We start from the raw sequence: 22,990 nt of genomic DNA on the forward strand, positions 1-22,990 counted from the left end.
TCCTGAAACTCACCGCTCTTAAGTACGCTCCAGCCTTGTTGTCTGGCGGTAATGCTATTGCCTGAGCTTTGGGAACACCTCTAAAAACGTTAAAATTCGAGCAAAAAATATATGGTTTTTACATTAGGTCAGCGCTGGATTAGTGATACGGAAAGTGAACTGGGACTGGGCACCGTGGTGGCGATCGATACCCGCATGATCACCCTGCTGTTCCCGGCCACGGGGGAAAACCGCCTCTACGCCCGCAACGATTCGCCGGTTACCCGCGTCATCTTTAATCCGGGTGATACCATCACCAGCCACGAAGGCTGGCAGATGCGCGTCGATGAAGTACGCAACGAAAATGACCTGATGACCTATATCGGTACCCGTCTGGATACCGAAGAGAGCGAAGTGATGCTGCGCGAAGTCATGCTCGACAGCAAGCTGGTGTTCAGTAAGCCGCAGGATCGCCTGTTTGCCGGCCAGCTCGACCGGATGGATCGTTTTGCCCTGCGCTTCCGCGCCCGTAAATACCAGAGTGAGCAATATCGTCTGCCAATCAGTGGCTTACGCGGCATGCGCACCAACCTGATCCCTCACCAGCTGCATATCGCCCACGATGTCGGCCGCCGCCATGCGCCGCGCGTCCTGCTGGCCGATGAAGTTGGCCTGGGTAAAACTATTGAAGCCGGGATGATCATCCAGCAGCAGTTGCTGGCTGGCCGTGCCGATCGCGTCCTGATTGTGGTGCCTGAAACTTTACAGCACCAGTGGCTGGTCGAGATGCTGCGCCGCTTCAACCTGCGCTTTGCGCTGTTTGATGACGACCGCTATACCGAAGCGCAGCACGACAGCGATAACCCATTTGAAACAGAGCAGCTGATTATCTGCTCACTGGACTTCGTGCGCCGTAACAAGCAGCGTCTTGAGATGCTGGCCGATGCCGAATGGGATCTGCTGGTGGTCGACGAAGCGCACCATCTGGCCTGGTCAGAAGGCGAGCCCAGCCGTGAATATCAGGTTATCGAACAGCTGGCTGAGAAAACCGCCGGGGTTCTGCTGCTGACCGCAACGCCGGAGCAGCTGGGCATGGAGAGTCACTTCGCCCGTCTGCGCCTGCTCGACCCTAATCGTTTCCATGACTTTGCCGCCTTTGTTGAAGAGCAGCAGCATTTCCGTCCGATTGCCGATGCGGTCACGGCGCTGCTGGCGGATAAAGCGATCTCCCAGGAGGAGATGAACCGAATCAACGATCTGGTCGGCGAGCAGGACATTGAACCGCTGCTGCAGGTCGCCAACAGCGACCGTGACGGCAAGCTGGAGGCGCGTCAGGAGCTGATCTCTATGCTGATGGATCGCCACGGCACCAGCCGCGTGCTGTTCCGTAACACCCGTAATGGGGTAAAAGGCTTCCCGAAACGCGAACTGCACCAGATCCGCCTGCCGCTGCCTGCGCAGTATCAGACGGCGATTAAAGTCTCCGGCATTATGGGCGCGCGCAAAAGTGCAGAAGAGCGGGCGCGTGACCTGCTCTATCCGGAGCAGATTTATCAGGAATTTGAAGGCGACAGCGGCACCTGGTGGAACTTCGATCCGCGCGTGGAATGGCTGATGGGCTATCTCACCACCAACCGTAAAGAGAAAGTGCTGGTGATCTGCGCCAAAGCAGCCACCGCGCTGCAGCTGGAGCAGGTACTGCGCGAGCGTGAAGGTATCCGTGCAGCGGTGTTCCACGAGGGTCTGTCGATCATTGAACGTGACCGTGCTGCCGCCTGGTTCGCTTCAGAAGAGAATGGCGCGCAGGTGCTGTTGTGCTCCGAGATCGGTTCTGAAGGCCGTAACTTCCAGTTTGCCAGCCGTCTGGTGATGTTCGACCTGCCGTTTAACCCGGACCTGCTGGAGCAGCGCATCGGTCGTCTGGATCGTATCGGCCAGGCGCACGACATTCAGATTCTGGTGCCTTGGCTGGAGCAGACCGCACAGGCGGTATTGCTGCGCTGGTATCACGAAGGGCTGGACGCGTTTGAACACACCTGCCCGACCGGCCGGACAATCTATGACAGCGTCCATTCACAGCTGATCGGCTATCTGGCCGCGCCGGAAAACAGCGAAGGTTTTGATGCGTTTATCACCGACTGCCGTAAACAGCATGACGCGCTGAAACTGCAGCTGGAACAGGGTCGCGATCGCCTGCTGGAGCTGAACTCCAACGGCGGTGAATCGGCTCAGCGGCTGGCTAATGCCATCAGCGAGCAGGATAACGACACCGGTCTGGTGAACTTCGCACTCAACCTGTTCGATATCGTCGGTATCAATCAGGAAGATCGCAGCGATAACCTGATTGTGCTGACCCCTTCCGACCACATGCTGGTGCCCGATTTCCCTGGCCTGCCGGAAGATGGCTGCACCATCACCTTTAATCGCAATCAGGCGCTGTCACGCGAAGATACCCAGTTCATTACCTGGGAACACCCGCTGATTCGTAACGGTCTGGATCTGATTTTGTCGGGCGATACCGGCAGCAACGCACTGTCACTGCTGAAGAACAAGGCGCTGCCGGTGGGAACGCTGCTGGTCGAGCTGATCTATGTGGTTGAAGCGCAGGCACCGAAGCATCTGCAACTGACCCGCTTCCTGCCGCCGACGCCAATCCGTCTGCTGATGGATACCAAAGGCACTAACCTGGCGGGCAAAGTGGAGTTCGAAAGCTTTAACCGTCAGCTGAATGCGGTTAACCGTCATACCGCCAGTAAACTGGTGAATGCGGTGCAGCAGGATGTGCATGCGATTCTGACCCAGGGCGAAGAGAGCGTGGTCAGCGAAGCGCGTGCGGTGATTGATGCTGCGCGTGCCGAAGCGAACGAGAAGCTGGGCGCAGAACTCTCTCGTCTGAACGCGCTGAAGGCGGTGAACCCGAACATCCGTGACGATGAAGTCGAGGCGCTGGAAAGCAACCGTGAACAGGTGCTGGAAAGTCTCGATCAGGCCAACTGGCGTCTCGACGCGCTGCGCCTGATTGTGGTGACACACCAGTAAGCTCAGGGGCCGCATGGCCCCTTATTTTTGGAAAGCCCCATGGAACCTTACAATCCACCGCGTGAACCCTGGCTGCACATCCTTTATCAGGATGCGCACATCATGGTGGTGAACAAACCCAGCGGTCTGCTCTCGGTACCCGGTCGGCTGGACGAACATAAAGATAGCGTGATGACGCGGGTTCAGCGTGATTTCCCGCAGGCCGAATCTGTCCACCGACTGGATATGGCGACCAGCGGCGTGATGGTCGTGGCGCTGACCAAAGCGGCGGAACGCGAGCTGAAACGACAGTTCCGTGAGCGGGAGCCTTCCAAGACTTACGTGGCCTGCATCTGGGGTCATCCGGCGAAGGAAGAGGGATTGGTTGACCTGCCGCTGATTTGCGACTGGCCAAATCGTCCGAAGCAGATGGTCTGCTTCGAGACCGGCAAAGCCGCGCAGACGGAATATCAGGTGCTGGAATATCGTGCGGATAACAGTGCGCGTGTTTCGCTGAAACCGATTACCGGCCGCTCACACCAGCTGCGGGTGCATATGCTGGCGCTGGGCCATCCGATTCTGGGGGATAACTTCTATGCGCATCCGGAGGCTAAAGCGATGGCACCGCGTTTGCTGCTGCATGCGGAGTCACTGACCATTACCCATCCGGCATTTGGTAATGCCATGACGTTTCGTCAGCCCGCCGATTTTTAAGGTTTACTGCTCGCCTGTCACCGTGGCCTCCCCTGTTGCAGAAGAGGCCACGGAACCTGGTGTTTACTTAAAGCCTTTTTCTTTACGAATCAGATCGTACGCCGCCTGAATTTCCTGCGCTTTCTGCTTCGCCATCTCCATCATCTCTGGCGGTAACCCTTTCGCTACCAGCTTGTCAGGATGATGTTCGCTCATGAGTTTGCGGTAGGCACGTTTGATGGTGGTGGCGTCATCGCTGCTCTTCACACCCAGCACGCTACAGGCATCTTCCAGCGTTGGCCCGCGTTGCGCCTGCTGAAAACCGCCTGAATGGCGCTGACCACCGCCAAACTGCTGGCCACCTTCCATCATGCGCAGGAACTGATCGAACTGACCGCGTGAAATGCCCAGCTCTTCGGCAATCACATAGAGCACCTGTCGCTCATTGGGATGCAGTGAACCGTCGGCAAAGGCGGCCTGAATCTGGATCTCCAGGAACATCCGAATCAGATCAAACCGGCCAAAACAGGCGCTGCGCAGTTCACGCAGTTTGCTGCGTAACGGGTAATCCGCCTGCTTGCCTTCGCGGAATGCGCGCTGGGCAGCTGTACGAGAGTCACCGTGCAGCTGCATCCGCTCCATTAACAGCGACGCAATCTGAATGTCCGCTTCCGTGACGCGCCCTTTTGACTTGGTCAGATGGCCCATCACCTGAAAGGTGGTGCTGAAAAACAGCGTCTGTCGGGTCTGATTATTTGAGAAGTAGGCCTTGCCTTGCGCGCCGCGTACTTTGTCAATCATATGGCCAATGATCAAACCGATCACAATACCCCAAAAGCCTGCGCCGGAAAGTAATCCCACCGCCAGACCCACAACTTTTCCCCAGTAGCGCATAAACTCCTCAATTCGCCATGCTTGCGGCTGAAAATTGCATTATCATACCTGTCATTTATCTCAGCGCCTAACGGCAACGCTGACTGACCAGGATTAACACTGGCGCAACGCCGGGCAGTAAGTTAGTCTCTGACCCGATTGTCGGCATGATGCCAGTTTTCATGGAATTCTCGATACCGCGTATGAAAAAACATATACCTACCCTGCTGGCCACACTGATCGGCGCAGCCATTAGCCAGCAAGCCTTTGCCGACGATTTGATGTCGCAGTGTATGTTAGGCGTGCCGAGTTATAACCGCCCGCTGGTGAATGGCGATACGAATCAGATGCCTGTCACCATTCACTCCGACGCCGCCAAAGGGAACTATCCCAATGATGCGGTATTCACCGGTAATGTGAATATTGAGCAGGGCAACAGCCGTATGCAGGCGGATGAAGTCCAGCTTCATCAGCGCCAGCAGGAAGGACAGACCGCGCCAGTCCGTACCGTCGATGCCCTGGGTAATGTGCACTACGATGACAATCAGGTCATCCTGAAAGGTCCGAAAGCCTGGTCAAACCTCAACAGCAAAGATACCAACGTCTGGAATGGTCAGTACCAGATGGTAGATCGTCAGGGACGCGGCGTCGCAGATCAGATGAAGCTGCGCGGCGATAACCGCTACACCATTCTCGAAAACGGTACCTTTACCTCCTGTCTGCCCGGCTCCAACAGCTGGAGCGTGGTGGGTTCAGAGGTGATCCAGGATCGCGAAGAGGAAGTGGCGGAGATCTGGAATGCCCGCTTTAAGATCGGATCCGTTCCGGTATTCTATAGCCCCTATCTGCAGTTACCGATTGGCGATCGTCGCCGCTCCGGTTTCCTGATCCCGAATGCAAAATATGGCAGCAACAACGGCTTTGAGTTCATGCTGCCCTATTACTGGAACATCGCGCCGCAGGCCGATGCGACCATCACGCCGCACTACATGAGTAAGCGCGGCATGCAGTTCCAGAACGAATTCCGTTATCTGACGACGCTGGGTGCCGGTCTGGTTGAATTCGATTACCTCGGCTCCGATAAACAGTACGATAACGACAAAGCGTTGCGCGGCATCGCCGAAAATGACAGCTCCGATCGCTGGCTGTTCTACTGGCGTCATGCCGGTGTTTATGAAAAGAACTGGCGTTTCAGCGCGGACTACACCAAGGTCAGCGATCAGTATTACTTCAACGATCTCGACTCGAAGTACTATAGCTCGACTGACAACTACGCCACGCAGAAATTCAGCATTGGCTATGCGGACACCAACTGGGACGCTACGCTCTCCACCAAAGATTTCCAGGTGTTCGGCGATACCACCAGCAATAACGTCTACCGCGCCATGCCGCAGCTGGACGTCAATCTCTATCAGAACGATATCGGCCCGTTTGATGGCCGGGTTTATGCCCAGGCGGTGAAGTTCACCAACGTCAGCAGCCGCTATCCCGAAGCGACCCGTTTACATGTTGAGCCAACGCTGAATCTGCCGCTGTCAAACGGCTGGGCCAGCCTGGATACCGAAGCGAAGTTCCTGGCGACCCACTATCAGCAAACTAACGTTGATTATTACAATAATAATTTTGCGAACAATAACGGCAAAAGTGGCGATCTGGATGAGTCTGTCAACCGCACCCTGCCGCAGTTTAAAGTTGATGGCCGTCTGGTGTTTGACCGCGATATGAATTCGGCGGTGGGTTATACCCAGACGCTGGAACCGCGCGTGCAGTACCTTTATATTCCGTATCGTAATCAGAGCAATATCTATCCGTACGACTCAACGCTGCTGCAAACCGACTACACCGGTCTGTTCCGCGATCGTACTTATAGCGGCCTGGATCGCATCGCTTCCGCCAATGAAGTCGCTACCGGCGTCACCTCGCGTATTTATGATAACGATCTGGTTGAACGTTTTAACGTTTCTGTAGGTCAAATCTACTCGTTTACCCCTTCTCGTACTGGTGTGAATCAAACCAGTAAAGAAGATGATACCGGCAGCCTGATCTGGGCTGGCGATACATACTGGAAAATCAGCGATCGCTGGGGCGTCCGGGGTGGGCTGCAATATGACACCAAACTCGACAACGTCTCCCAGGGCAATACCGTACTGGAATACCGTCGTGATGCCGACCGCATGGTGCAGCTGAGCTACCGTTACAGCAGCCCGGAGTATGTTGCGACCGCGCTGAACGATAGCAGCCTGGTCACGAATCCTATCTACAAAAATGGGATTTCACAGGTGGGTACCACGGCCAGCTGGCCGATTGCCGACGCATGGTCTGTGGTAGGCGCTTACTACTACGATACCCGTAACACGCGTCCGGCTTCACAACTGGTTGGCCTGCAATACAGCTCATGCTGTTACGCTATCCGGGTCGGTTACGAACGCAAAATTAACGGTTGGGAAAACAACGACAGTAAGTACGACAACCAAATCTCATTCAACATTGAGCTGCGTGGTCTGAGTCCGAACTATGGCTTAGGCACCAACGATATGCTGCGTCAGGGCATTATCCCTTACCAGCCTGCTTTCTGATGTTGTGATGTTTGACAGGCAATCCCGCAGTGCGGAACCAACAATGGATAAAGTATGAAGAACTGGAGAATGCTGATTCTTGGTGTGGCAATCAGTGCCAACACCGCGTTCGCAGCACCACAAGTCGTTGATAAAGTTGCAGCCGTGGTCAATAACGGCGTGGTTCTTGAGAGTGACGTGGACGGCATGATGAGCACCGTTAAATCTCAGGCCCAGCAGGCTGGTCAGCAGTTGCCGGATGACAAAACGTTGCGCCATCAGATTCTGGAACGGCAGATCATGGACAACATCATTCTGCAGATGGGTGATAAAGCGGGCATTCAGATCAGCGACGAGCAGCTGGACCAGGCTATTCAGAACATCGCTGCGCAGAACAAGATGAGCCTTGATCAGCTGCGTAGCCGTCTGGCTTATGACGGCATGAACTACAGCGTGTATCGTTCTCAGATCCGCAAAGAGATGACTATCGCCGAAGTGCGCAACAATGAAGTGCGTCGTCGCGTCACGATTCTGCCGCAGGAAGTGGATACGCTTGCTTCCCAGATCGGCTCTCAGAACAGCCAGGGCACCGAGCTGAACGTCAGTCATATTCTGCTGCCGCTGCCGGAAAACCCGACGCAACAGCAGGTTGATGAGCAGGAAACGCTGGCGAAACAGCTGGTTGGCGAACTAAAAAATGGCGCTGACTTCGGCAAGATGGCCGTGACCTACTCTGCCGACTCCCAGGCGCTGAAAGGCGGCAACATGGGCTGGGGTAAAATCGAAGAGCTACCGACCCTGTTTGCTCAGGCACTCTCAAGCGCCAAAAAAGGCGATATCGTCGGGCCGGTGCGCTCCGGTGTGGGCTTCCACATCCTGAAAGTGAATGACCTGCGTGGCGAGAGCAAAAATGTCTCGGTCACCGAAGTCCATTCGCGTCACATTCTGCTGAAGCCATCGCCGATCCTGACAGACGAGCAGGCACGTGCGCAGCTGGAGCAGATTGCTAACGATATCCGCAGTGGCAAAACCACCTTTGCGGCGGCGGCTAAACAGTACTCTGACGATCCGGGTTCGGCGAACCAGGGCGGCGATCTCGGCTGGACCTCTCCGGAAGTCTTTGACCCGGCGTTCCGTGACGCGCTGCTGCGCCTGCAGAAAGGCCAGACCAGCCAGCCGGTTCACTCCTCTTTCGGCTGGCATCTGATTCAGTTGCTGGATACCCGTCAGGTCGATAAAACCGATGCGGCCCAGAAAGAGCGTGCTTACCGTATGCTGTTTAACCGTAAGTTCGCGGAAGAAGCGCAGACCTGGATGCAGGAACAACGTGCCAGTGCCTACGTGAAGATTCTGGATGGCAATGCGCAGTAATGCCCGTGTGGTGATCACGCCCGGCGAACCTGCCGGGATTGGTCCCGATCTTACCGTTCAGCTGGCCCAGCAGTCGTGGCCGGTTGAACTGGTGGTCTGCGCCTCGCCTGCCCTGTTGCAGCAGCGTGCGGCGCAACTCGGTCTGCCGCTGACGCTGCGGCCCTACCAGCCTGGTGTGGCAGCCGAGCCACAGCAGGCGGGTACACTGACTATCCTGCCAATTGAAACGGCAGCGACGGTCACACCCGGGGAGCTTTGCGTCGCCAACAGCGACTATGTGCTGGCCACGCTGACGCGCGCCTGTGACGGTTGTCTCGACGGTGAATTCGCTGCCCTGATTACCGGCCCGGTGCATAAAGGCGTGATTAACGATGCCGGCATCGCCTTTACCGGTCATACCGAATTTTTCGCCGATCGCGCAGGCGGCCATCGGGTGGTCATGATGCTGGCGACAGAAGAACTCCGAGTCGCACTGGCCACCACTCATCTGCCGCTGAAAGATGTGCCCGCTGCGGTAACCCGTGAATGTCTGCATGAAGTGATTACGATTCTGCATCGTGATTTGCAGCAGAAGTTTGCGATTGCCGAGCCGCATATTTACGTCTGTGGTCTTAACCCTCATGCCGGCGAAAGCGGTCACATGGGTCGGGAAGAGATCGAGACCATCACGCCAGCACTCAATGAACTGCGTCAGCAGGGCATTAATCTGACCGGCCCGCTGCCTGCGGATACCCTTTTCCAGCCCAAATATCTGCAATATGCCGATGCGGTGCTGGCGATGTATCACGACCAGGGCCTGCCGGTACTCAAATTTCAGGGGTTTGGCCGGGCGGTAAATATCACCCTGGGCCTGCCCTTTATCCGGACTTCAGTTGACCACGGCACCGCGCTTGAACTTGCCGGGCTGGGTCTGGCTGAACCGGGCAGCTTCATCACGGCGCTTAACCTCGCCATCACTATGATCAAGAGCAGTAATGAATAATCGCGTCCATCAGGGGCACTACGCCCGTAAACGTTTCGGGCAGAACTTCCTGAACGATCAGTACATTATCGACAGCATTGTCTCCGCCATCCATCCTCAGCGCGACGAAGCGCTGGTGGAGATCGGCCCAGGCCTGGGTGCCTTAACCGAGCCGGTTGGCGAACGCCTCGATAAATTAACGGTGATAGAGCTGGACCGCGATCTCGCTGCGCGTCTGGAAACGCATCCGTTCCTTGGCCCGAAACTGACGATCTTCCAGCAGGATGCCATGACCTTCGACTTCGCCGCACTGGCGCAGGAGAGAGGCCAGCCGCTGCGGGTATTTGGTAACCTGCCGTATAATATTTCGACCCCGCTGATGTTCCACCTTTTCAGCTATACTGGTTCGATCAAAGATATGCACTTCATGCTGCAGAAAGAGGTGGTTAATCGTCTGGTTGCCGGTCCGGGTAACAAAACCTACGGTCGTCTGACGGTGATGGCGCAGTACTACTGCCAGATAATTCCGGTGCTGGAAGTGCCTCCGCACTCTTTCACGCCACCACCGAAAGTGGACTCTGCCGTGGTGCGTCTGGTGCCCTATGCCGAGCCACCGTATCCGGTCAGCGATGTGCGTATCCTGAGCCGTATTACCACTGAAGCGTTTGGCCAGCGTCGTAAAACGCTGCGCAACAGCCTGAGCCACATGGTGGCCGCCGGAGCGCTGGAAGAGTTATCCATAGATCCAACCCTGCGTGCCGAGAACGTTTCGGTGGCGCAATATTGTCAGCTGGCAAACTGGCTGGCGAATCATCAGGGAAAATCGCAGGAGTAAGTCATGAGTGAAACGGCCCGCGTCTCCGTCCATGTGCAAAGCCAGTACGTCGCCTCACAATCCTCACCGGATGATGATCGCTACGTCTTCGCCTATACCATTACGATACGCAATCTGGGCCGTTCCTCAGTGCAACTGCTGGGACGCTACTGGTTGATTACCAACGGTAACGGCCGCGAAACGGAAGTTCAGGGTGAAGGCGTGGTCGGTGAACAGCCGCTTATCGCGCCAGGCAATGAATTTCAGTACACCAGCGGTGCCGTGATCGAAACACCGATGGGCACCATGCAGGGGCACTATGTGATGGTCGACGAACAGGGCGACACTTTTCACGTAGAGATCCCGGTGTTCCGCCTCGCCATTCAGACCCACATTCATTGATTCACACGCTTTTTGCCCGTTAAGTCGGGCACCTTCCTGATGGATAAAACGTTATGAGCACATACCTGATTGGCGACGTTCACGGTTGCTACGATGAATTACGTGCATTGCTGCAACAGGTCGACTTCAATCCTGAGCAGGATACCCTGTGGCTCACCGGCGACTTAGTGGCACGCGGTCCTGGTTCACTGGAAGTCTTGCGCTACGTTAAATCGCTGGGCGATGCGGTGCGTCTGGTGCTGGGTAATCACGATTTGCATCTGCTGGCGGTCTACGCCGGCATCAGCCGTAACAAGCCCAAAGATCGCCTGACCCCGCTGCTGGAAGCGGATGATGCGGATGAGCTGATCAACTGGCTGCGTCGTCAGCCGCTGTTACAGGTTGATGAAGAGAAAAAGCTGGTGATGGGACACGCCGGTATCACGCCGCAGTGGGATATTGAGACCGCGAAAAAGTGCGCGCGTGAAGTCGAAGCGGTTCTCGCCAGCGACAGTTATCCGCTGTTCCTGGATGCCATGTATGGCGACATGCCCAACAACTGGAGTGAGGAACTGACCGGCCTGGCGCGTCTGCGCTTCAGCACCAACGCCCTCACCCGCATGCGCTACTGCTTCCCCAACGGTCAGCTGGACATGATCTGCAAAGATGCTCCTGAATCGGCGCTTCCCCCGCTGAAACCCTGGTTTAACATTGAAGGGCCGGTCGCACGTGACTACACCATTGTCTTTGGTCACTGGGCCTCGCTGGAAGGCAAAGGCACGCCAGAGGGCATCATCGGGCTGGATACCGGCTGCTGCTGGGGCGGAACGCTGACCCTGCTGCACTGGGAAACGCAGCGCTATGTGGTGCAGCCCTCTAATCGCGAAAAAGCCCTGGCCTCCAGCGACAGTCTGGCACCGCCCGCGCTATAACGGCGATGCTGGCCAATCGGCCAGCATCCTGTTTTATGCGCCGATAATGCCGCCATCTTCGCGGGTGATCATAATCACCGACGACCGCGGACGCGGACTGTTGTCTGGGAAGTGCGAGTCCCCCTCTTCACCGGGATGCTGCACATTCACGAACAGCGTTTTGTAATCGGGCGTGAAGGTAATACCGGTCAGCTCGCACGATTTTGGCCCGACCATAAACCGGCGGATCTCGCCACTATCCGGATCACCCACCAGCATCTGATTATTCCCCTGCCCCTGATAATCCTCTTTGTTGCTGTATTTGCCATCGGTCAGGATCCATAACCTCCCCTGCGCATCAAACCCCAGCCCATCCGGACTGTTAAAGGTGTTCTCCGCGGTGATGTTAGGTGTGCCGCGATAGATCCCCTCAGGATGCGCTATCGGGTTGCCACACAGCGCATAGATATCCCACTCAAACGTCTGCGCGGTAGCATCGCCCTTCTCATCCCAGCGAATAATCTGACCGTAGATATTTTTTGGCCGCGGATTCGCTGCATTGACCGGCATGCCTTCATTTCCGCGCTTGTTGTTATTGGTCAGGGTGCAGTAGGCACGGCCGTCATGCGGGTTAACCGCAATCCACTCCGGCCGGTCCATTCGCGTTGCATTGACCACATCTGCTGCGGCACGCGCATTGATCAAAACATCGGCCTGGCTATTGAATCCCTTTTCAGCGGTGAGCCCATTTTCGCCCCACTTCAGCGCCAGCCAGCGCCCGGTGCCTTTGAGCGGTGTGCCCTGTGCATCGCCGTTGAACTGCGCCACATAGAGCGTGCCCTTATCAAGCAGTCCGTGATTGGCTTTAGCGTCATCCGGAGTGACCTTGTCATCTGAGACAAATTTATAGATATATTCGCCGCGCTCATCGTCGCCCATATAAACCACCAGCTGGCCGGTTTTCGCGACCGTCACGGCGGCATTCTCATGCTTGAAACGGCCCAGCGCGGTCCGCTTTACCGGCACGGAGTGAGGATCGAAAGGATCGATTTCGACAATCCAGCCGTGGCGGTTGAATTCGTTGGGATTCTTAGCGATATCGAAGCGAGGATCAAAGTCGGCCCAGTTTCGCTCCGGCTCAGCGGCATTCAGGGTATAGCGCTTCTGCTGTGGGGTCGGTGTAAAGTCCGCCTGATGGGTGCCAAAGTAGGTGTCGTAGTTCTCTTCACAGGTGAGATAGGTGCCCCACGGCGTTTTGCCGTTAGCGCAGTTACCAAAGGTGCCCAGGACATGCATTCCCTGCGGATCGGCGGCAGTCTGCAGCGCTTTATCCCCCGCTGCCGGACCGGAGAAGCGCATCGGAGTATTGGCGGTAATGCGGCGGTTATAGTCAGAAGGACGCACCACCTGCCAGCGATTGTCCTCACCCCGTTTGACTTCAACGATGGAGATACCGTGCGCCGCCTGCGACTTTTTGACATCTTCCAGGCTGGTCGCTTTACTGCCGCCGTGGGCGAACAACGTTGGCTCATTCACATATTCATTGTTAATTGCCATCACGCCGCGATGGTCATTAATTGCGAAGAAGCTCATACCGTCGTTGTTGTCACCGAACTGCTTTTCCTGATCTTCTGCGCTGTTGTTGCCCTGCGGATCAAACGCGGCTGCGCCATTCACCAGCGGATCACCCCAGGAGATCAACACGTCAGCGCGATAGCCAGGGGCCACCACAATCTCATCGGCCGTAGACGCGGCAATCGCCTGAAAGCCCAGCAGTGGACTGCCCGCAGGCTTCTCCTGCGCCAGTGCGCTGCCCGGGAGCGTCAGGCCGCCGCTGAGAAAGCCGGTCAGTCCGATAGCACCGGAACCGGCAAGAAATTTACGACGCAGTGGATCAGGCAGGCGGTCAGTGCTTAATGCGGAGAGTTCGATTTTCATTAGTGATTGCTTCCTTTGTGTCGATCCCAGAAAAGAAGCAATGCTAATGAATAAAGATGACAGCCAGGTTACAGCCCGGCAGGGGTGGGATTAGCGACGACGGTCAAGGATCTCAAAGCAGTAGCTGTGGGAATTTTGCTCGTCAGCGTCGTGGAATTCGCTGAACGTTGACTGCCACTCATCCGGCTCGTAATCCGGGAACTGCGTATCACCTTCGACTTCCGCATCAATGTGCGTCAGATAAAGACGATCGGCACGCTTCAGCATCTGCTCATAGACGCGGCCGCCGCCAATCACCATGATCTCTTCAGCGTCACCGGCTGCCTGTAACGCCTCATCCAGCGAAGTGACCCAGGTAACGCCTTCGTTGGTGCCCGGCTGGCTGCTGACCACGATATTCAGTCGGCCAGGTAACGGACGACCAATGGATTCAAAGGTCAGCCGGCCCATAATCACCGGTTTCTTCAGCGTATTGCGCTTGAACCACGCCAGATCTGCAGGCAGGTCCCACGGCATGGCGTTCTCCATTCCAATAATGCGATCTGCTGCTAATGCCGCGATAAGACTAATCATGTTAACCACTCACTGAAAAAAATTGGCGCCATGATACGTAAAGGTGAAACTTTCGTCGATAGTGGGAAAGGTCTAATTGCGTAAAGCTTTTCATGACGTCGTTTTTCACGGCCTGTGCAGCGTTTTTCACCGCCTAATCGCGTCAGTTTGCCGCAGCTCGCCAGCGATCGGCCTCAGGCTGGCACAAAAGTCGTGCGCAAAAGAAAACGGCTCCCGCAGGAGCCGTCAGGGTTATCAGAAGTCGTAGCGCAGACGCACCAGATTCATATCACCCAGGTTATCGGTGCTGGAGGTAAACACATGTTCGTAATCGACACGGAAACCGTAGTCGAGGAACAGCACCACACCCAGACCGTTATCGATGCGCTGATAATCACGGCCTGTCGCATACTCAATGCGATCGCCCATGACATATGGCTGTACTGCTTTCAGACCATACTGCCCCACCGGAATCTTGTAACCGGCGAAATATTCAATGCCCCATGCGTCGCCGGCAAAGTAGTCATGCACATCTTTGCGTTTGGTGGTCATGAAGTTCTCATACCAGCCACCGCCGGCTGACAACGTCCAGTTGCCTGGGGTCCAGCTCAGCGCGGTGCCGTAAATGTTCTGATCGTAATCGCGGCTGTCACCGTTGTTCGGGTTACGCATCGCCGCGCGGGTGTAGTTCCACGCCGTGCCCCAGCTCAGATCGTCCGTGATGTGGTAGTCCACACCCAGCGAGCCGCCGCCTTTGCGCTTATAGCGCAGGCCATTGCCTGGCAGATACTCGTTATCTTCGAACAGATAAGAGGCGTAGAGATCCGCATCTCCGAAGCTGTTTTTATACTTCAGCTGTTTGCGTGAGCGGTAAGATCCGTCGTAGTCGCCGTTGATCCCGTTACCCGGTGCCTGGCCGACCATGTCGTAATCCCAGATATCGGTCTTGGCGCCCACGGTATCGTAATAGACGCTGTTCTGCTGACCAAAGGTAAGCTGGCCCCAGGTTTTGCTTTTCAGACCGGTGTAGAGCTGACGACGCGTGGTGTTATTGGCACCATCCGCATAGTGACGATCCCAGCTGAAGACCGCCGGGACGTTAACGCCCAGCTCGTAGTAGCTGATCCAGCTGACGTCATCAAACAGGTAGTAGTCAGCGCCGAAACGGAAACGGGTGCCGCCATCAAAACCGTCGCGCTTGTAGGATTTGTCATCCACGCCGGTCTGATGATTGAACTGAGCACGAATGCTGCCGCCAAAAGTAAAGTTAAGACGGCTAAGCGGATCGCCTGCCTGCGGATCCTGTTTTAACAGGGTAATTTCCGCCTGGCTGGCGAAAGGAAGAATTGCCATCAGTGCAGCCACTGCACTCAGAGAAAAAGTACGCATTTTCATTTTTTATTTATGTCCTGATACGCTCCAGTGATGAGCGGCAGGCATAGTACTGACGAAAAATCCGCACAGGAAGTGTTTATATTATAAATTTGTGCGAACCGGCCTTATTCGCACCTATAGCTAAAAAATTAAGCCAAATCAGTCACTTTAACGCAAACTACAGCCTCTTCCTGGACCTGACTTTCGGATTATCGCCAATAAAAGGGTCAAAAAAAACGGCTCCCAGAGGAGCCGTTTTTCACATTACATCGCCTTTATCTGGGCATGCATCTCCTGAACGGAGATAACCTGTTCCGTCGGGTCAGCATTCAGCGCCATCGCGGTGGCGAAGCCACCGTTCAGCGTGGTGTCGTAGTGCACTTTATACTGCAGGGCACTGCGGCGAATCAGTTTCGAATCTTCAATCGCCTGACGACCCGCCGTGGTATTGACGATGTAGCTATACTCGCCGTTCTTCAGACGGTCCTGAATGTGCGGACGCCCTTCGTGCACCTTGTTCACCAGCCGCGGATTGATGCCCGCTTCGCCCAGCACGACCGCTGTGCCGTGAGTCGCATCCAGTTCGAAACCAAACTTCTGCAGCTTAGCGGCCAGGTCGACAATACGTTTCTTGTCGCCTTCACGCACCGACAGCAGCGCACGGCCCGACTTCTTCATGTTGCTCTGTGCGCCCAGCATCGCTTTGGAAAACGCCTCAGCGAAGGTACGGCCCACGCCCATGACTTCACCGGTAGAGCGCATTTCTGGCCCCAGAATCGGGTCAACGCCCTGGAACTTGTTAAACGGCAGCACCACTTCTTTGACAGAGTAGTAAGGCGGAATCACCTCTTTAGTGACGCCCTGCTCTGCCAGTGTTTTGCCTGCCATCACGCGTGCGGCGACTTTCGCCAGCGGGACACCGGTCGCTTTAGAGACGAACGGCACGGTACGCGCCGCGCGAGGGTTAACTTCGATCAGGTAGACTTCGTTATCTTTCACCGCGAACTGGACGTTCATCAGGCCACGAACGTTCAGCTCAAATGCCAGCTTCTCAACCTGCTGGCGCATCACATTCTGAATCTCCTGACTCAGGGTGTAGGCCGGCAGTGAACAGGCGGAGTCACCGGAGTGGACGCCAGCCTGCTCAATGTGTTCCATGATGCCGCCAATCAGCACCCGCTCACCGTCGCAAATCGCATCAACATCCACTTCGACCGCATCATCCAGGAAGCGATCCAGCAGTACCGGCGCATCGTTGGAAACCGAGACCGCCGTCTGGAAGTAGCGCTTGAGGTCGATCTCGTCGTAGACGATCTCCATGGCACGGCCACCCAGCACATAAGAAGGACGCACCACCAGCGGATAGCCCAGGCCCGCGGCTTTCTCAACCGCCTGCTCCAGTGTGGCCACCGTGGCGTTGGCGGGTTGCTTCAGGTTCAGGCGATCAACCGCCTGCTGGAAACGTTCACGGTCTTCAGCACGGTCGATGGAATCCGGGCTGGTGCCGATAACCGGTACGCCTGCGGCTTCCAGCGCACGCGCCAGTTTCAGCGGCGTCTGACCGCCATACTGCACAATCACGCCTTTTGGCTGCTCAATGCGCACGATCTCCAGCACATCTTCCAGCGTGACCGGCTCGAAGTAGAGGCGATCAGAGGTGTCGTAATCGGTCGAGACGGTTTCCGGGTTACAGTTGACCATAATGGTCTGGTAACCATCTTCACGCAGCGCCAGGGCGGCGTGAACGCAGCAGTAGTCGAACTCGATACCCTGACCGATACGGTTTGGCCCACCGCCCAGAATCATGATTTTTTCGCGATCCGGACTTGGATTGGCTTCGCACTCCTCCTCATAGGTGGAGTACATATAGGCAGTGTCTGTCGCGAACTCTGCGGCGCAGGTATCTACGCGCTTGTAAACCGGGTGCAGGTTAAACTGCTGACGCAGCTTGCGGATTTCGCTCTCTGCCACGCCCGCCAGCGTCGCCAGCCGTGCATCCGCAAAGCCTTTACGCTTCAGGGCGCGCAGGAACGTCTCATCCAGGCTATTAACCCCTTCACGGGCAACCTGCTCTTCCAGCCGCACCAGCTCTTCAATCTGCACCAGGAACCAACGGTCCACATTGGTCAGATTGAAGATGCCATCCACTGACATGCCAGCGCGGAAAGCGTCCGCGATGTACCAGATGCGGTCTGAACCAGCATCTTTCAGCTCACGGCGGATGCGGGTTAATGCTTCCGGATCGTCGAGGTGCACTTTCGGGTCGAAGCCGTTAGCGCCCACTTCCAGGCCGCGCAGCGCTTTCTGCATGGACTCCTGGAAAGTACGGCCAATCGCCATTACTTCACCGACCGACTTCATCTGCGTGGTCAGGCGATCGTTAGCACCGGCAAATTTTTCGAAGTTGAAACGCGGGATCTTGGTGACAACGTAGTCGATGGAAGGCTCGAACGAGGCTGGCGTTAAACCGCCGGTGATATCATTCATCAGCTCGTCGAGGGTATAACCGACCGCCAGTTTGGCCGCCACTTTAGCAATCGGGAAACCGGTCGCTTTGGAGGCCAGCGCCGAGGAGCGTGACACGCGCGGGTTCATCTCAATGACAATCAGGCGGCCATCTTTCGGGTTAACCGAGAACTGCACGTTGGAGCCACCGGTTTCGACACCGATCTCACGCAGCACCGCCAGCGAGGCGTTACGCATGATCTGATACTCTTTGTCGGTCAGCGTCTGGGCAGGTGCCACCGTGATGGAGTCACCGGTGTGGATCCCCATCGCATCGAAGTTTTCAATGGAGCAGACGATGATGCAGTTGTCGTTTTTATCACGCACCACTTCCATCTCATACTCTTTCCAGCCAATCAGCGACTCATCAATCAGCAGCTCATTGGTCGGTGAGAGGTCGAGACCGCGTTCGCAAATCTCTTCAAACTCTTCGCGGTTGTAGGCGATGCCGCCACCGGTTCCGCCCATAGTAAATGAGGGACGGATAATGCAGGGGAAACCGACATCTTCAGCCACGGCCAGCGCTTCTTCCATGGTGTGCGCAATGCCGGAGCGCGCGGTATCCAGACCGATGCTTTTCATCGCCACGTCGAAACGACGACGATCTTCCGCTTTGTCGATTGCGTCAGCCGTTGCGCCGATCATGGTGACGCCAAACTCTTCCAGCACGCCATGACGTTCCAGCTCCAGCGCACAGTTCAGCGCTGTCTGACCGCCCATGGTCGGCAGTACCGCGTCCGGGCGCTCTTTTTCGATGATTTTGCGCACCACTTCCCAGTGAATCGGCTCAATATAAGTCGCATCAGCCATTTCCGGGTCGGTCATGATCGTCGCCGGGTTGGAGTTCACCAGAATGACGCGGTAACCCTCTTCACGCAGCGCTTTACACGCCTGCGCACCGGAATAGTCAAATTCGCAGGCCTGGCCGATCACAATCGGACCGGCACCAAGAATCAGGATGGATTTTAGGTCTGTACGTTTTGGCATGAATGAGCTCCTGATTACTTCGCTTGCAGACGGAATGCGTTAATCAATTCAATAAAGTGGTCAAACAGCGGCGCAGCATCGCCTGGGCCCGGGCTGGCTTCCGGGTGTCCCTGGAAGCTGAATGCGGGCTTGTCGGTGCGGTGAATGCCCTGCACGGTTTTATCGAACAACGAAATGTGAGTAACACGCAGGTTAGCGGGAAGATTGTTCTCATCGACCGCAAAACCATGGTTCTGCGCGGTGATCATCACGCGATTGTTATCGAGATCTTTCACCGGATGGTTGCCGCCGTGGTGACCCAGCTTCATCTTTACGGTCTTAGCCCCGCTGGCCAGCGCCAGCAGCTGATGACCCAGACAGATTCCGAATACCGGGATCTCTGTTTTCAGGAAGGCCTGAATTGCGCTGATGGCGTAGTCGCACGGCTCCGGGTCGCCAGGACCGTTAGAGAGGAAGATGCCATCCGGATTAAGCTTCAGTACTTCTTCGGCAGGCGTCTGTGCCGGAACGACGGTCAGACGACAGCCGCGATCGACCAGCATCCGCAGAATGTTGCGCTTGGCACCGTAATCGTAAGCCACCACATGGTAAGGCAGTGATTCAGCGTCGGCCTGCTCTGGCAGCCCTCCCTCCAGCGTCCAGCTGCCCTGCTGCCAGCTGTAGGTCTCAGTGGTGCAGACCTCTTTCGCCAAATCCATCCCTTTCAGTCCCGGGAACGCCTGAGCTTTTTGCAGCGCCAGCGCGGCATCCGGATTATCGCCCGCAATGATGCAGCCGTTTTGCGCACCTTTCTCACGCAGCAAGCGCGTCAGCTTGCGGGTATCAATATCGGCAATCGCCACGATGTTGTTGCGCTGCAGCCAGGCGGATAAGCCCTCTTCACTACGGAAGTTGCTGGCAATCAGCGGCAGGTCACGGATAACCAGGCCCTGCGCATGAATCTGGCTGGATTCTTCGTCGGCGGCATTGGTTCCGACATTACCGATATGGGGATAAGTGAGAGTAACGATTTGGCGGGAATAGGAAGGATCAGTGAGGATTTCTTGATAACCGGTCATTGAGGTATTGAAAACGACTTCTCCCACTGCCGACCCTGTTGCCCCGATGGCCCGACCGTGGAATTGGGTTCCGTCTTCCAGAACCAATAGCGCTGACTTAATCAAAACATCCTCCAGGGAATAAACAGTCACAATATTTGCATATTAATTCAAAATAGCCGCCTGAATCAATGCAAAAACCGCCTGAATTGTCGATTTTTGGCAAATTGCGCGCATTCTAATGATCGCCCTGGCCCTTGTCTACCCTGCGGCGGGATTTTTTCATCCTTATCTGCCTTCTGAGGAAAATAACGGGCATAAGCGGCAAAAAGAGAGGAAAACTCGGCGGAATAATCGTTTGCCAGGCAGCGTAAAAGCAAAACAGATGCAGCGCGGCCTTTGTTTTTGACCAAATGGTCAAAAATAGCATCCAGCAAAGCAAATAAATGAAGAAAACAGGCGAAAAAAGGAGCCAGAGTTAGCTTTTATATCGGGAAGGCACATTTGAGATAAAATTAAGGGCAATGAAAACATTGCCCCTTTTCAATCAAGCGATTACCGATTGAAATAACCACATCACGATGGTTCACAACACTCACAACATCGACAAATCCAGCACATCCCGCATGTCAAACAGGCCAGATTTCTTATCTTTCAACCATAAAGCGGACTTAACCGCGCCATTGGCAAAGGTCATACGGCTTGAAGCCTTGTGGGTTATCTCTACGCGCTCGCCGATATCTGCAAACATAGCAGTATGCTCACCGACGATGTCACCCGCGCGTACTGTCGCAAAACCGATGCTCTGCGGCTGGCGTTCGCCGGTGTGGCCCTCACGCGTATAGACCGCATGCTCATCCAGTTTCCACTGCATCGCATCGGCAATCGCCTCACCCATCGCCAGCGCGGTTCCGGAGGGCGCATCCACTTTATGGCGGTGGTGCGCTTCAACGATCTCAATATCCGCGTACTCCCCCATCACTTTGGCAGCCTTCTCCAGCAGCTTCAGCACCAGGTTAACCCCCACGCTGAAGTTAGCGGCGAACACAATGGGGATATCTTCCGCCGCGGCGCGAATGGCCGCTTTGCCTGCTTCATCAAAACCGGTGGTGCCGATCACCATCGCTTTGCCCTGCTCACGGCAGATCGCCATATACTCCAGCGTGCCTTCCGGGCGGGTGAAGTCGACCAGCACATCAAAATCGCTAATCACCGCGCGTAAGTCGTCAGCGATGATGATGCCATTCTTCCCGATGCCCGCTAATTCACCAGCGTCGCTGCCGGTCAGCGATGAGCCTGGGCGAGCCAGTGCCGCACCCAGTTCTGCGCCTTCTGCCTGCTGCGTCGCCTGAATCAGATTACGGCCCATACGGCCCGGCGCACCCACAATAGCAATGCGGATTGTGTTCATATTTATTCATTCCTAAAACAAAACTATGCATCCAAAGCGTCATCAGGTTAACGATGAGTTAACAGTCACGCCACTATTAATCCGTGATAATAAGAATTTTATGCCAGCCGCCCGTGATTATCAGTAAAAGCAATCACAGCAGCAAATAACGGCTTTTTTTGTCAGATTCAAAAAACAAAAAAGGCCGAACAGAGTCGGCCTTTTTATCAGTAATATCGCAGAGTTACTGCACGTTACGCACTTCGACACGCAGCTCTTTGGGCACTTCGAAGACAATATTCTCTTCACGGCCAATCAGCTCAATTGCCGCTTCGCCGCCCAGTTCACGCAGCCGCTGTATAACCTGCTGCACCAGAATATCGGGCGCTGACGCACCTGCGGTGACGCCGATGCAGGCCACGCCTTTTACCCACTCTTCCTGAATATCATCCGCAGAGTCGATCAGCTTCGCCAGCTTACCGGCACGCTGAGCCAGCTCAGCCAGACGGTTAGAGTTGGAGGAGTTCTTCGACCCCACCACCAGCACCACTTCCGCATCTTTCGCCAGGGTACGAACGGCTTCCTGACGGTTGGTGGTGGCGTAGCAGATATCATCTTTACGCGGCCCGATGATCGCCGGGAAGCGCTGGCGCAGAGCATCAATGATGTCAGAGGTGTCGTCCACCGACAGCGTGGTCTGCGTCATGAAGCTCAGATTGTTTTCGTCTTTCACGGTCAGCCTGAAGACATCTTCCGGTGACTCCACCAGATACATGCCGCCATTGGGGTTATTGTACTGCCCCATGGTGCCTTCGACTTCCGGATGACCCGCATGACCAATCAGTATCGCTTCAACGCCTTTACGGCTGGCGCGTGCCACTTCCATATGCACTTTGGTCACCAGCGGACAGGTGGCGTCAAACAGCATGGTCAGATTGCGTGCTTTGGCTTCGGCACGCACCGCCTGAGAAACACCGTGCGCGGAGAAGATCAGAATCGCGTTATCCGGCACTTCACTGATCTCTTCAATGAAGATGGCACCGCGCTCACGCAGGCTGTTTACCACGTAACGGTTATGCACCACTTCGTGACGGACATAGATTGGCGCGCCATACATCTCCAGCGCGCGCTCAACAATACTGATGGCACGATCAACGCCAGCGCAGAAGCCGCGCGGATTAGCTAACAGGATTTGCATCGTTGGCCTCCAGTGCGGGATCGATTTCCAGCACCTCTACATCAAACTGAATACGACGACCTGCCAGCGGATGGTTGAAATCCACGGTGATAGAGTCACCGGAGATTTCACGGATCACGCCAGGCATTTCACTGCCGCCCATGCCGCTGAACAGCATGATGGCTCCCACTTCCGGCTCACCCGCATCGATAAAGTCCCGACGCGAGAAATACTGGATCAGGTCAGGGCTGACGCCGCCAAAGGCGTCGTCCGGTTCCAGGGTAAATTGTTTAGTTTCACCCGCTTTCAGCCCCAGCAGTGCCTGCTCAAGTGCCGCAGAGAGGCTGCCATCACCGAGACGGAACAGCGCGGGCTTGCCGTTTGCACGGGTCGATTCCGCCGTCGAGCCATCTTCCAGCTTCAGCGTAAAATGCACCAACACCGCGCTTTCGCGCTGTACGGACTCAGTCATCA

General features: G+C 55.8%; 17 protein-coding genes. 8 read left to right on the top strand and 9 right to left on the bottom strand.

Annotation, left to right across the window (positions count from 1 at the left end; genetic code table 11):
• The first annotated feature begins 111 nt into the window (after window positions 1–111).
• Together rapA and rluA are read left to right on the top strand one after the other, a co-directional pair.
• The gene (gene rapA, locus AC0T7J_RS18480) at window positions 112–3,018 is read left to right on the top strand and encodes an RNA polymerase-associated protein RapA (RefSeq protein ID WP_473795699.1); all 2,907 of its coding nucleotides are present in this window, start codon (window positions 112–114) and stop codon (window positions 3,016–3,018) included.
• 39 nt (window positions 3,019–3,057) lie between these two features.
• Complete coding sequence (gene rluA, locus AC0T7J_RS18485) at window positions 3,058–3,711, top strand: bifunctional tRNA pseudouridine(32) synthase/23S rRNA pseudouridine(746) synthase RluA (protein WP_010253813.1); 654 nt, start codon at window positions 3,058–3,060, stop codon at window positions 3,709–3,711.
• A gap of 63 nt (window positions 3,712–3,774) precedes the next feature.
• Here rluA and djlA read toward each other — a convergent pair whose 3' ends face one another.
• Window positions 3,775–4,584 (bottom strand): co-chaperone DjlA, encoded by an 810-nt coding sequence (djlA, locus tag AC0T7J_RS18490; protein WP_425015106.1) that lies wholly within the window; start codon window positions 4,582–4,584, stop codon window positions 3,775–3,777.
• Window positions 4,585–4,766: 182 nt separating this feature from the next.
• Here djlA and lptD point away from each other — a divergent pair, with 182 nt between their 5' ends.
• From lptD to apaH, 6 genes are read left to right on the top strand one after another with little or no spacing between them, the layout of a single operon-like run.
• Window positions 4,767–7,139: an LPS assembly protein LptD gene (gene lptD, locus AC0T7J_RS18495; protein WP_473795700.1), complete on the top strand. Its 2,373-nt coding sequence runs from the start codon at window positions 4,767–4,769 to the stop codon at window positions 7,137–7,139.
• A gap of 54 nt (window positions 7,140–7,193) precedes the next feature.
• The gene (gene surA, locus AC0T7J_RS18500; protein WP_473795701.1) at window positions 7,194–8,489 is read left to right on the top strand and encodes a peptidylprolyl isomerase SurA; all 1,296 of its coding nucleotides are present in this window, start codon (window positions 7,194–7,196) and stop codon (window positions 8,487–8,489) included.
• Window positions 8,479–9,471: a 4-hydroxythreonine-4-phosphate dehydrogenase PdxA gene (gene pdxA, locus AC0T7J_RS18505; protein ID WP_473795702.1), complete on the top strand. Its 993-nt coding sequence runs from the start codon at window positions 8,479–8,481 to the stop codon at window positions 9,469–9,471. The genes surA and pdxA overlap by 11 nt, the downstream gene beginning before the upstream one ends.
• Window positions 9,464–10,285 carry a 16S rRNA (adenine(1518)-N(6)/adenine(1519)-N(6))-dimethyltransferase RsmA gene (gene rsmA, locus AC0T7J_RS18510; protein ID WP_003854805.1) on the top strand — a complete coding sequence of 274 codons (822 nt, stop codon included), beginning with the start codon at window positions 9,464–9,466 and terminating at the stop codon, window positions 10,283–10,285. The genes pdxA and rsmA overlap by 8 nt, the downstream gene beginning before the upstream one ends.
• 3 nt (window positions 10,286–10,288) lie before the next feature.
• Window positions 10,289–10,666: a Co2+/Mg2+ efflux protein ApaG gene (gene apaG, locus AC0T7J_RS18515; protein ID WP_003854807.1), complete on the top strand. Its 378-nt coding sequence runs from the start codon at window positions 10,289–10,291 to the stop codon at window positions 10,664–10,666.
• A 53-nt stretch (window positions 10,667–10,719) separates the two neighbouring features.
• The gene (apaH, locus tag AC0T7J_RS18520; RefSeq protein WP_473795703.1) at window positions 10,720–11,577 is read left to right on the top strand and encodes a bis(5'-nucleosyl)-tetraphosphatase (symmetrical) ApaH; all 858 of its coding nucleotides are present in this window, start codon (window positions 10,720–10,722) and stop codon (window positions 11,575–11,577) included.
• A gap of 33 nt (window positions 11,578–11,610) precedes the next feature.
• Here apaH and AC0T7J_RS18525 read toward each other — a convergent pair whose 3' ends face one another.
• From AC0T7J_RS18525 to fkpB, 8 genes are all read right to left on the bottom strand, one after another.
• A complete protein-coding gene (locus AC0T7J_RS18525) occupies window positions 11,611–13,494 on the bottom strand; it encodes a PhoX family protein (protein WP_208002434.1) in 1,884 nt (627 codons plus the stop codon).
• 90 nt (window positions 13,495–13,584) lie between these two features.
• Window positions 13,585–14,067, bottom strand: coding sequence for a type 3 dihydrofolate reductase (gene folA, locus AC0T7J_RS18530; protein WP_473795704.1), 483 nt, complete (start codon window positions 14,065–14,067; stop codon window positions 13,585–13,587).
• Between the two features lie 234 nt (window positions 14,068–14,301).
• Entirely contained in the window at window positions 14,302–15,441 is a 1,140-nt protein-coding gene (locus AC0T7J_RS18535) for a porin (protein WP_010253747.1), read from the bottom strand.
• A 243-nt stretch (window positions 15,442–15,684) separates the two neighbouring features.
• Window positions 15,685–18,912 (bottom strand): carbamoyl-phosphate synthase large subunit, encoded by a 3,228-nt coding sequence (gene carB / locus AC0T7J_RS18540; RefSeq protein WP_473795705.1) that lies wholly within the window; start codon window positions 18,910–18,912, stop codon window positions 15,685–15,687.
• Window positions 18,913–18,926: 14 nt separating this feature from the next.
• Entirely contained in the window at window positions 18,927–20,075 is a 1,149-nt protein-coding gene (gene carA / locus AC0T7J_RS18545) for a glutamine-hydrolyzing carbamoyl-phosphate synthase small subunit (protein ID WP_473795706.1), read from the bottom strand.
• 469 nt (window positions 20,076–20,544) lie between these two features.
• A complete protein-coding gene (dapB, locus tag AC0T7J_RS18550) occupies window positions 20,545–21,360 on the bottom strand; it encodes a 4-hydroxy-tetrahydrodipicolinate reductase (protein WP_473795707.1) in 816 nt (271 codons plus the stop codon).
• Window positions 21,361–21,583: 223 nt separating this feature from the next.
• Window positions 21,584–22,537: a 4-hydroxy-3-methylbut-2-enyl diphosphate reductase gene (gene ispH, locus AC0T7J_RS18555; protein WP_010253724.1), complete on the bottom strand. Its 954-nt coding sequence runs from the start codon at window positions 22,535–22,537 to the stop codon at window positions 21,584–21,586.
• Window positions 22,518–22,988: an FKBP-type peptidyl-prolyl cis-trans isomerase gene (fkpB, locus tag AC0T7J_RS18560; RefSeq protein ID WP_010253720.1), complete on the bottom strand. Its 471-nt coding sequence runs from the start codon at window positions 22,986–22,988 to the stop codon at window positions 22,518–22,520. The genes ispH and fkpB overlap by 20 nt, the downstream gene beginning before the upstream one ends.
• Window positions 22,989–22,990 lie beyond the last annotated feature (2 nt).

Source organism: Pantoea sp. E956-1, from assembly GCF_982223955.1.

Bases quoted from the DNA above. Each gene is read 5' to 3' on its own strand.
- rapA (WP_473795699.1), top strand. From the start codon at position 112: ATGGTTTTTACATTAGGTCAGCGCTGGATTAGTGATACGGAAAGTGAA.
- rluA (WP_010253813.1), top strand. From the start codon at position 3,058: ATGGAACCTTACAATCCACCGCGTGAACCCTGGCTGCACATCCTTTAT.
- djlA (WP_425015106.1), bottom strand. From the start codon at position 4,584: ATGCGCTACTGGGGAAAAGTTGTGGGTCTGGCGGTGGGATTACTTTCC.
- lptD (WP_473795700.1), top strand. From the start codon at position 4,767: ATGAAAAAACATATACCTACCCTGCTGGCCACACTGATCGGCGCAGCC.
- surA (WP_473795701.1), top strand. From the start codon at position 7,194: ATGAAGAACTGGAGAATGCTGATTCTTGGTGTGGCAATCAGTGCCAAC.
- pdxA (WP_473795702.1), top strand. From the start codon at position 8,479: ATGCGCAGTAATGCCCGTGTGGTGATCACGCCCGGCGAACCTGCCGGG.
- rsmA (WP_003854805.1), top strand. From the start codon at position 9,464: ATGAATAATCGCGTCCATCAGGGGCACTACGCCCGTAAACGTTTCGGG.
- apaG (WP_003854807.1), top strand. From the start codon at position 10,289: ATGAGTGAAACGGCCCGCGTCTCCGTCCATGTGCAAAGCCAGTACGTC.
- apaH (WP_473795703.1), top strand. From the start codon at position 10,720: ATGAGCACATACCTGATTGGCGACGTTCACGGTTGCTACGATGAATTA.
- AC0T7J_RS18525 (WP_208002434.1), bottom strand. From the start codon at position 13,494: ATGAAAATCGAACTCTCCGCATTAAGCACTGACCGCCTGCCTGATCCA.
- folA (WP_473795704.1), bottom strand. From the start codon at position 14,067: ATGATTAGTCTTATCGCGGCATTAGCAGCAGATCGCATTATTGGAATG.
- AC0T7J_RS18535 (WP_010253747.1), bottom strand. From the start codon at position 15,441: ATGAAAATGCGTACTTTTTCTCTGAGTGCAGTGGCTGCACTGATGGCA.
- carB (WP_473795705.1), bottom strand. From the start codon at position 18,912: ATGCCAAAACGTACAGACCTAAAATCCATCCTGATTCTTGGTGCCGGT.
- dapB (WP_473795707.1), bottom strand. From the start codon at position 21,360: ATGAACACAATCCGCATTGCTATTGTGGGTGCGCCGGGCCGTATGGGC.
- ispH (WP_010253724.1), bottom strand. From the start codon at position 22,537: ATGCAAATCCTGTTAGCTAATCCGCGCGGCTTCTGCGCTGGCGTTGAT.
- fkpB (WP_010253720.1), bottom strand. From the start codon at position 22,988: ATGACTGAGTCCGTACAGCGCGAAAGCGCGGTGTTGGTGCATTTTACG.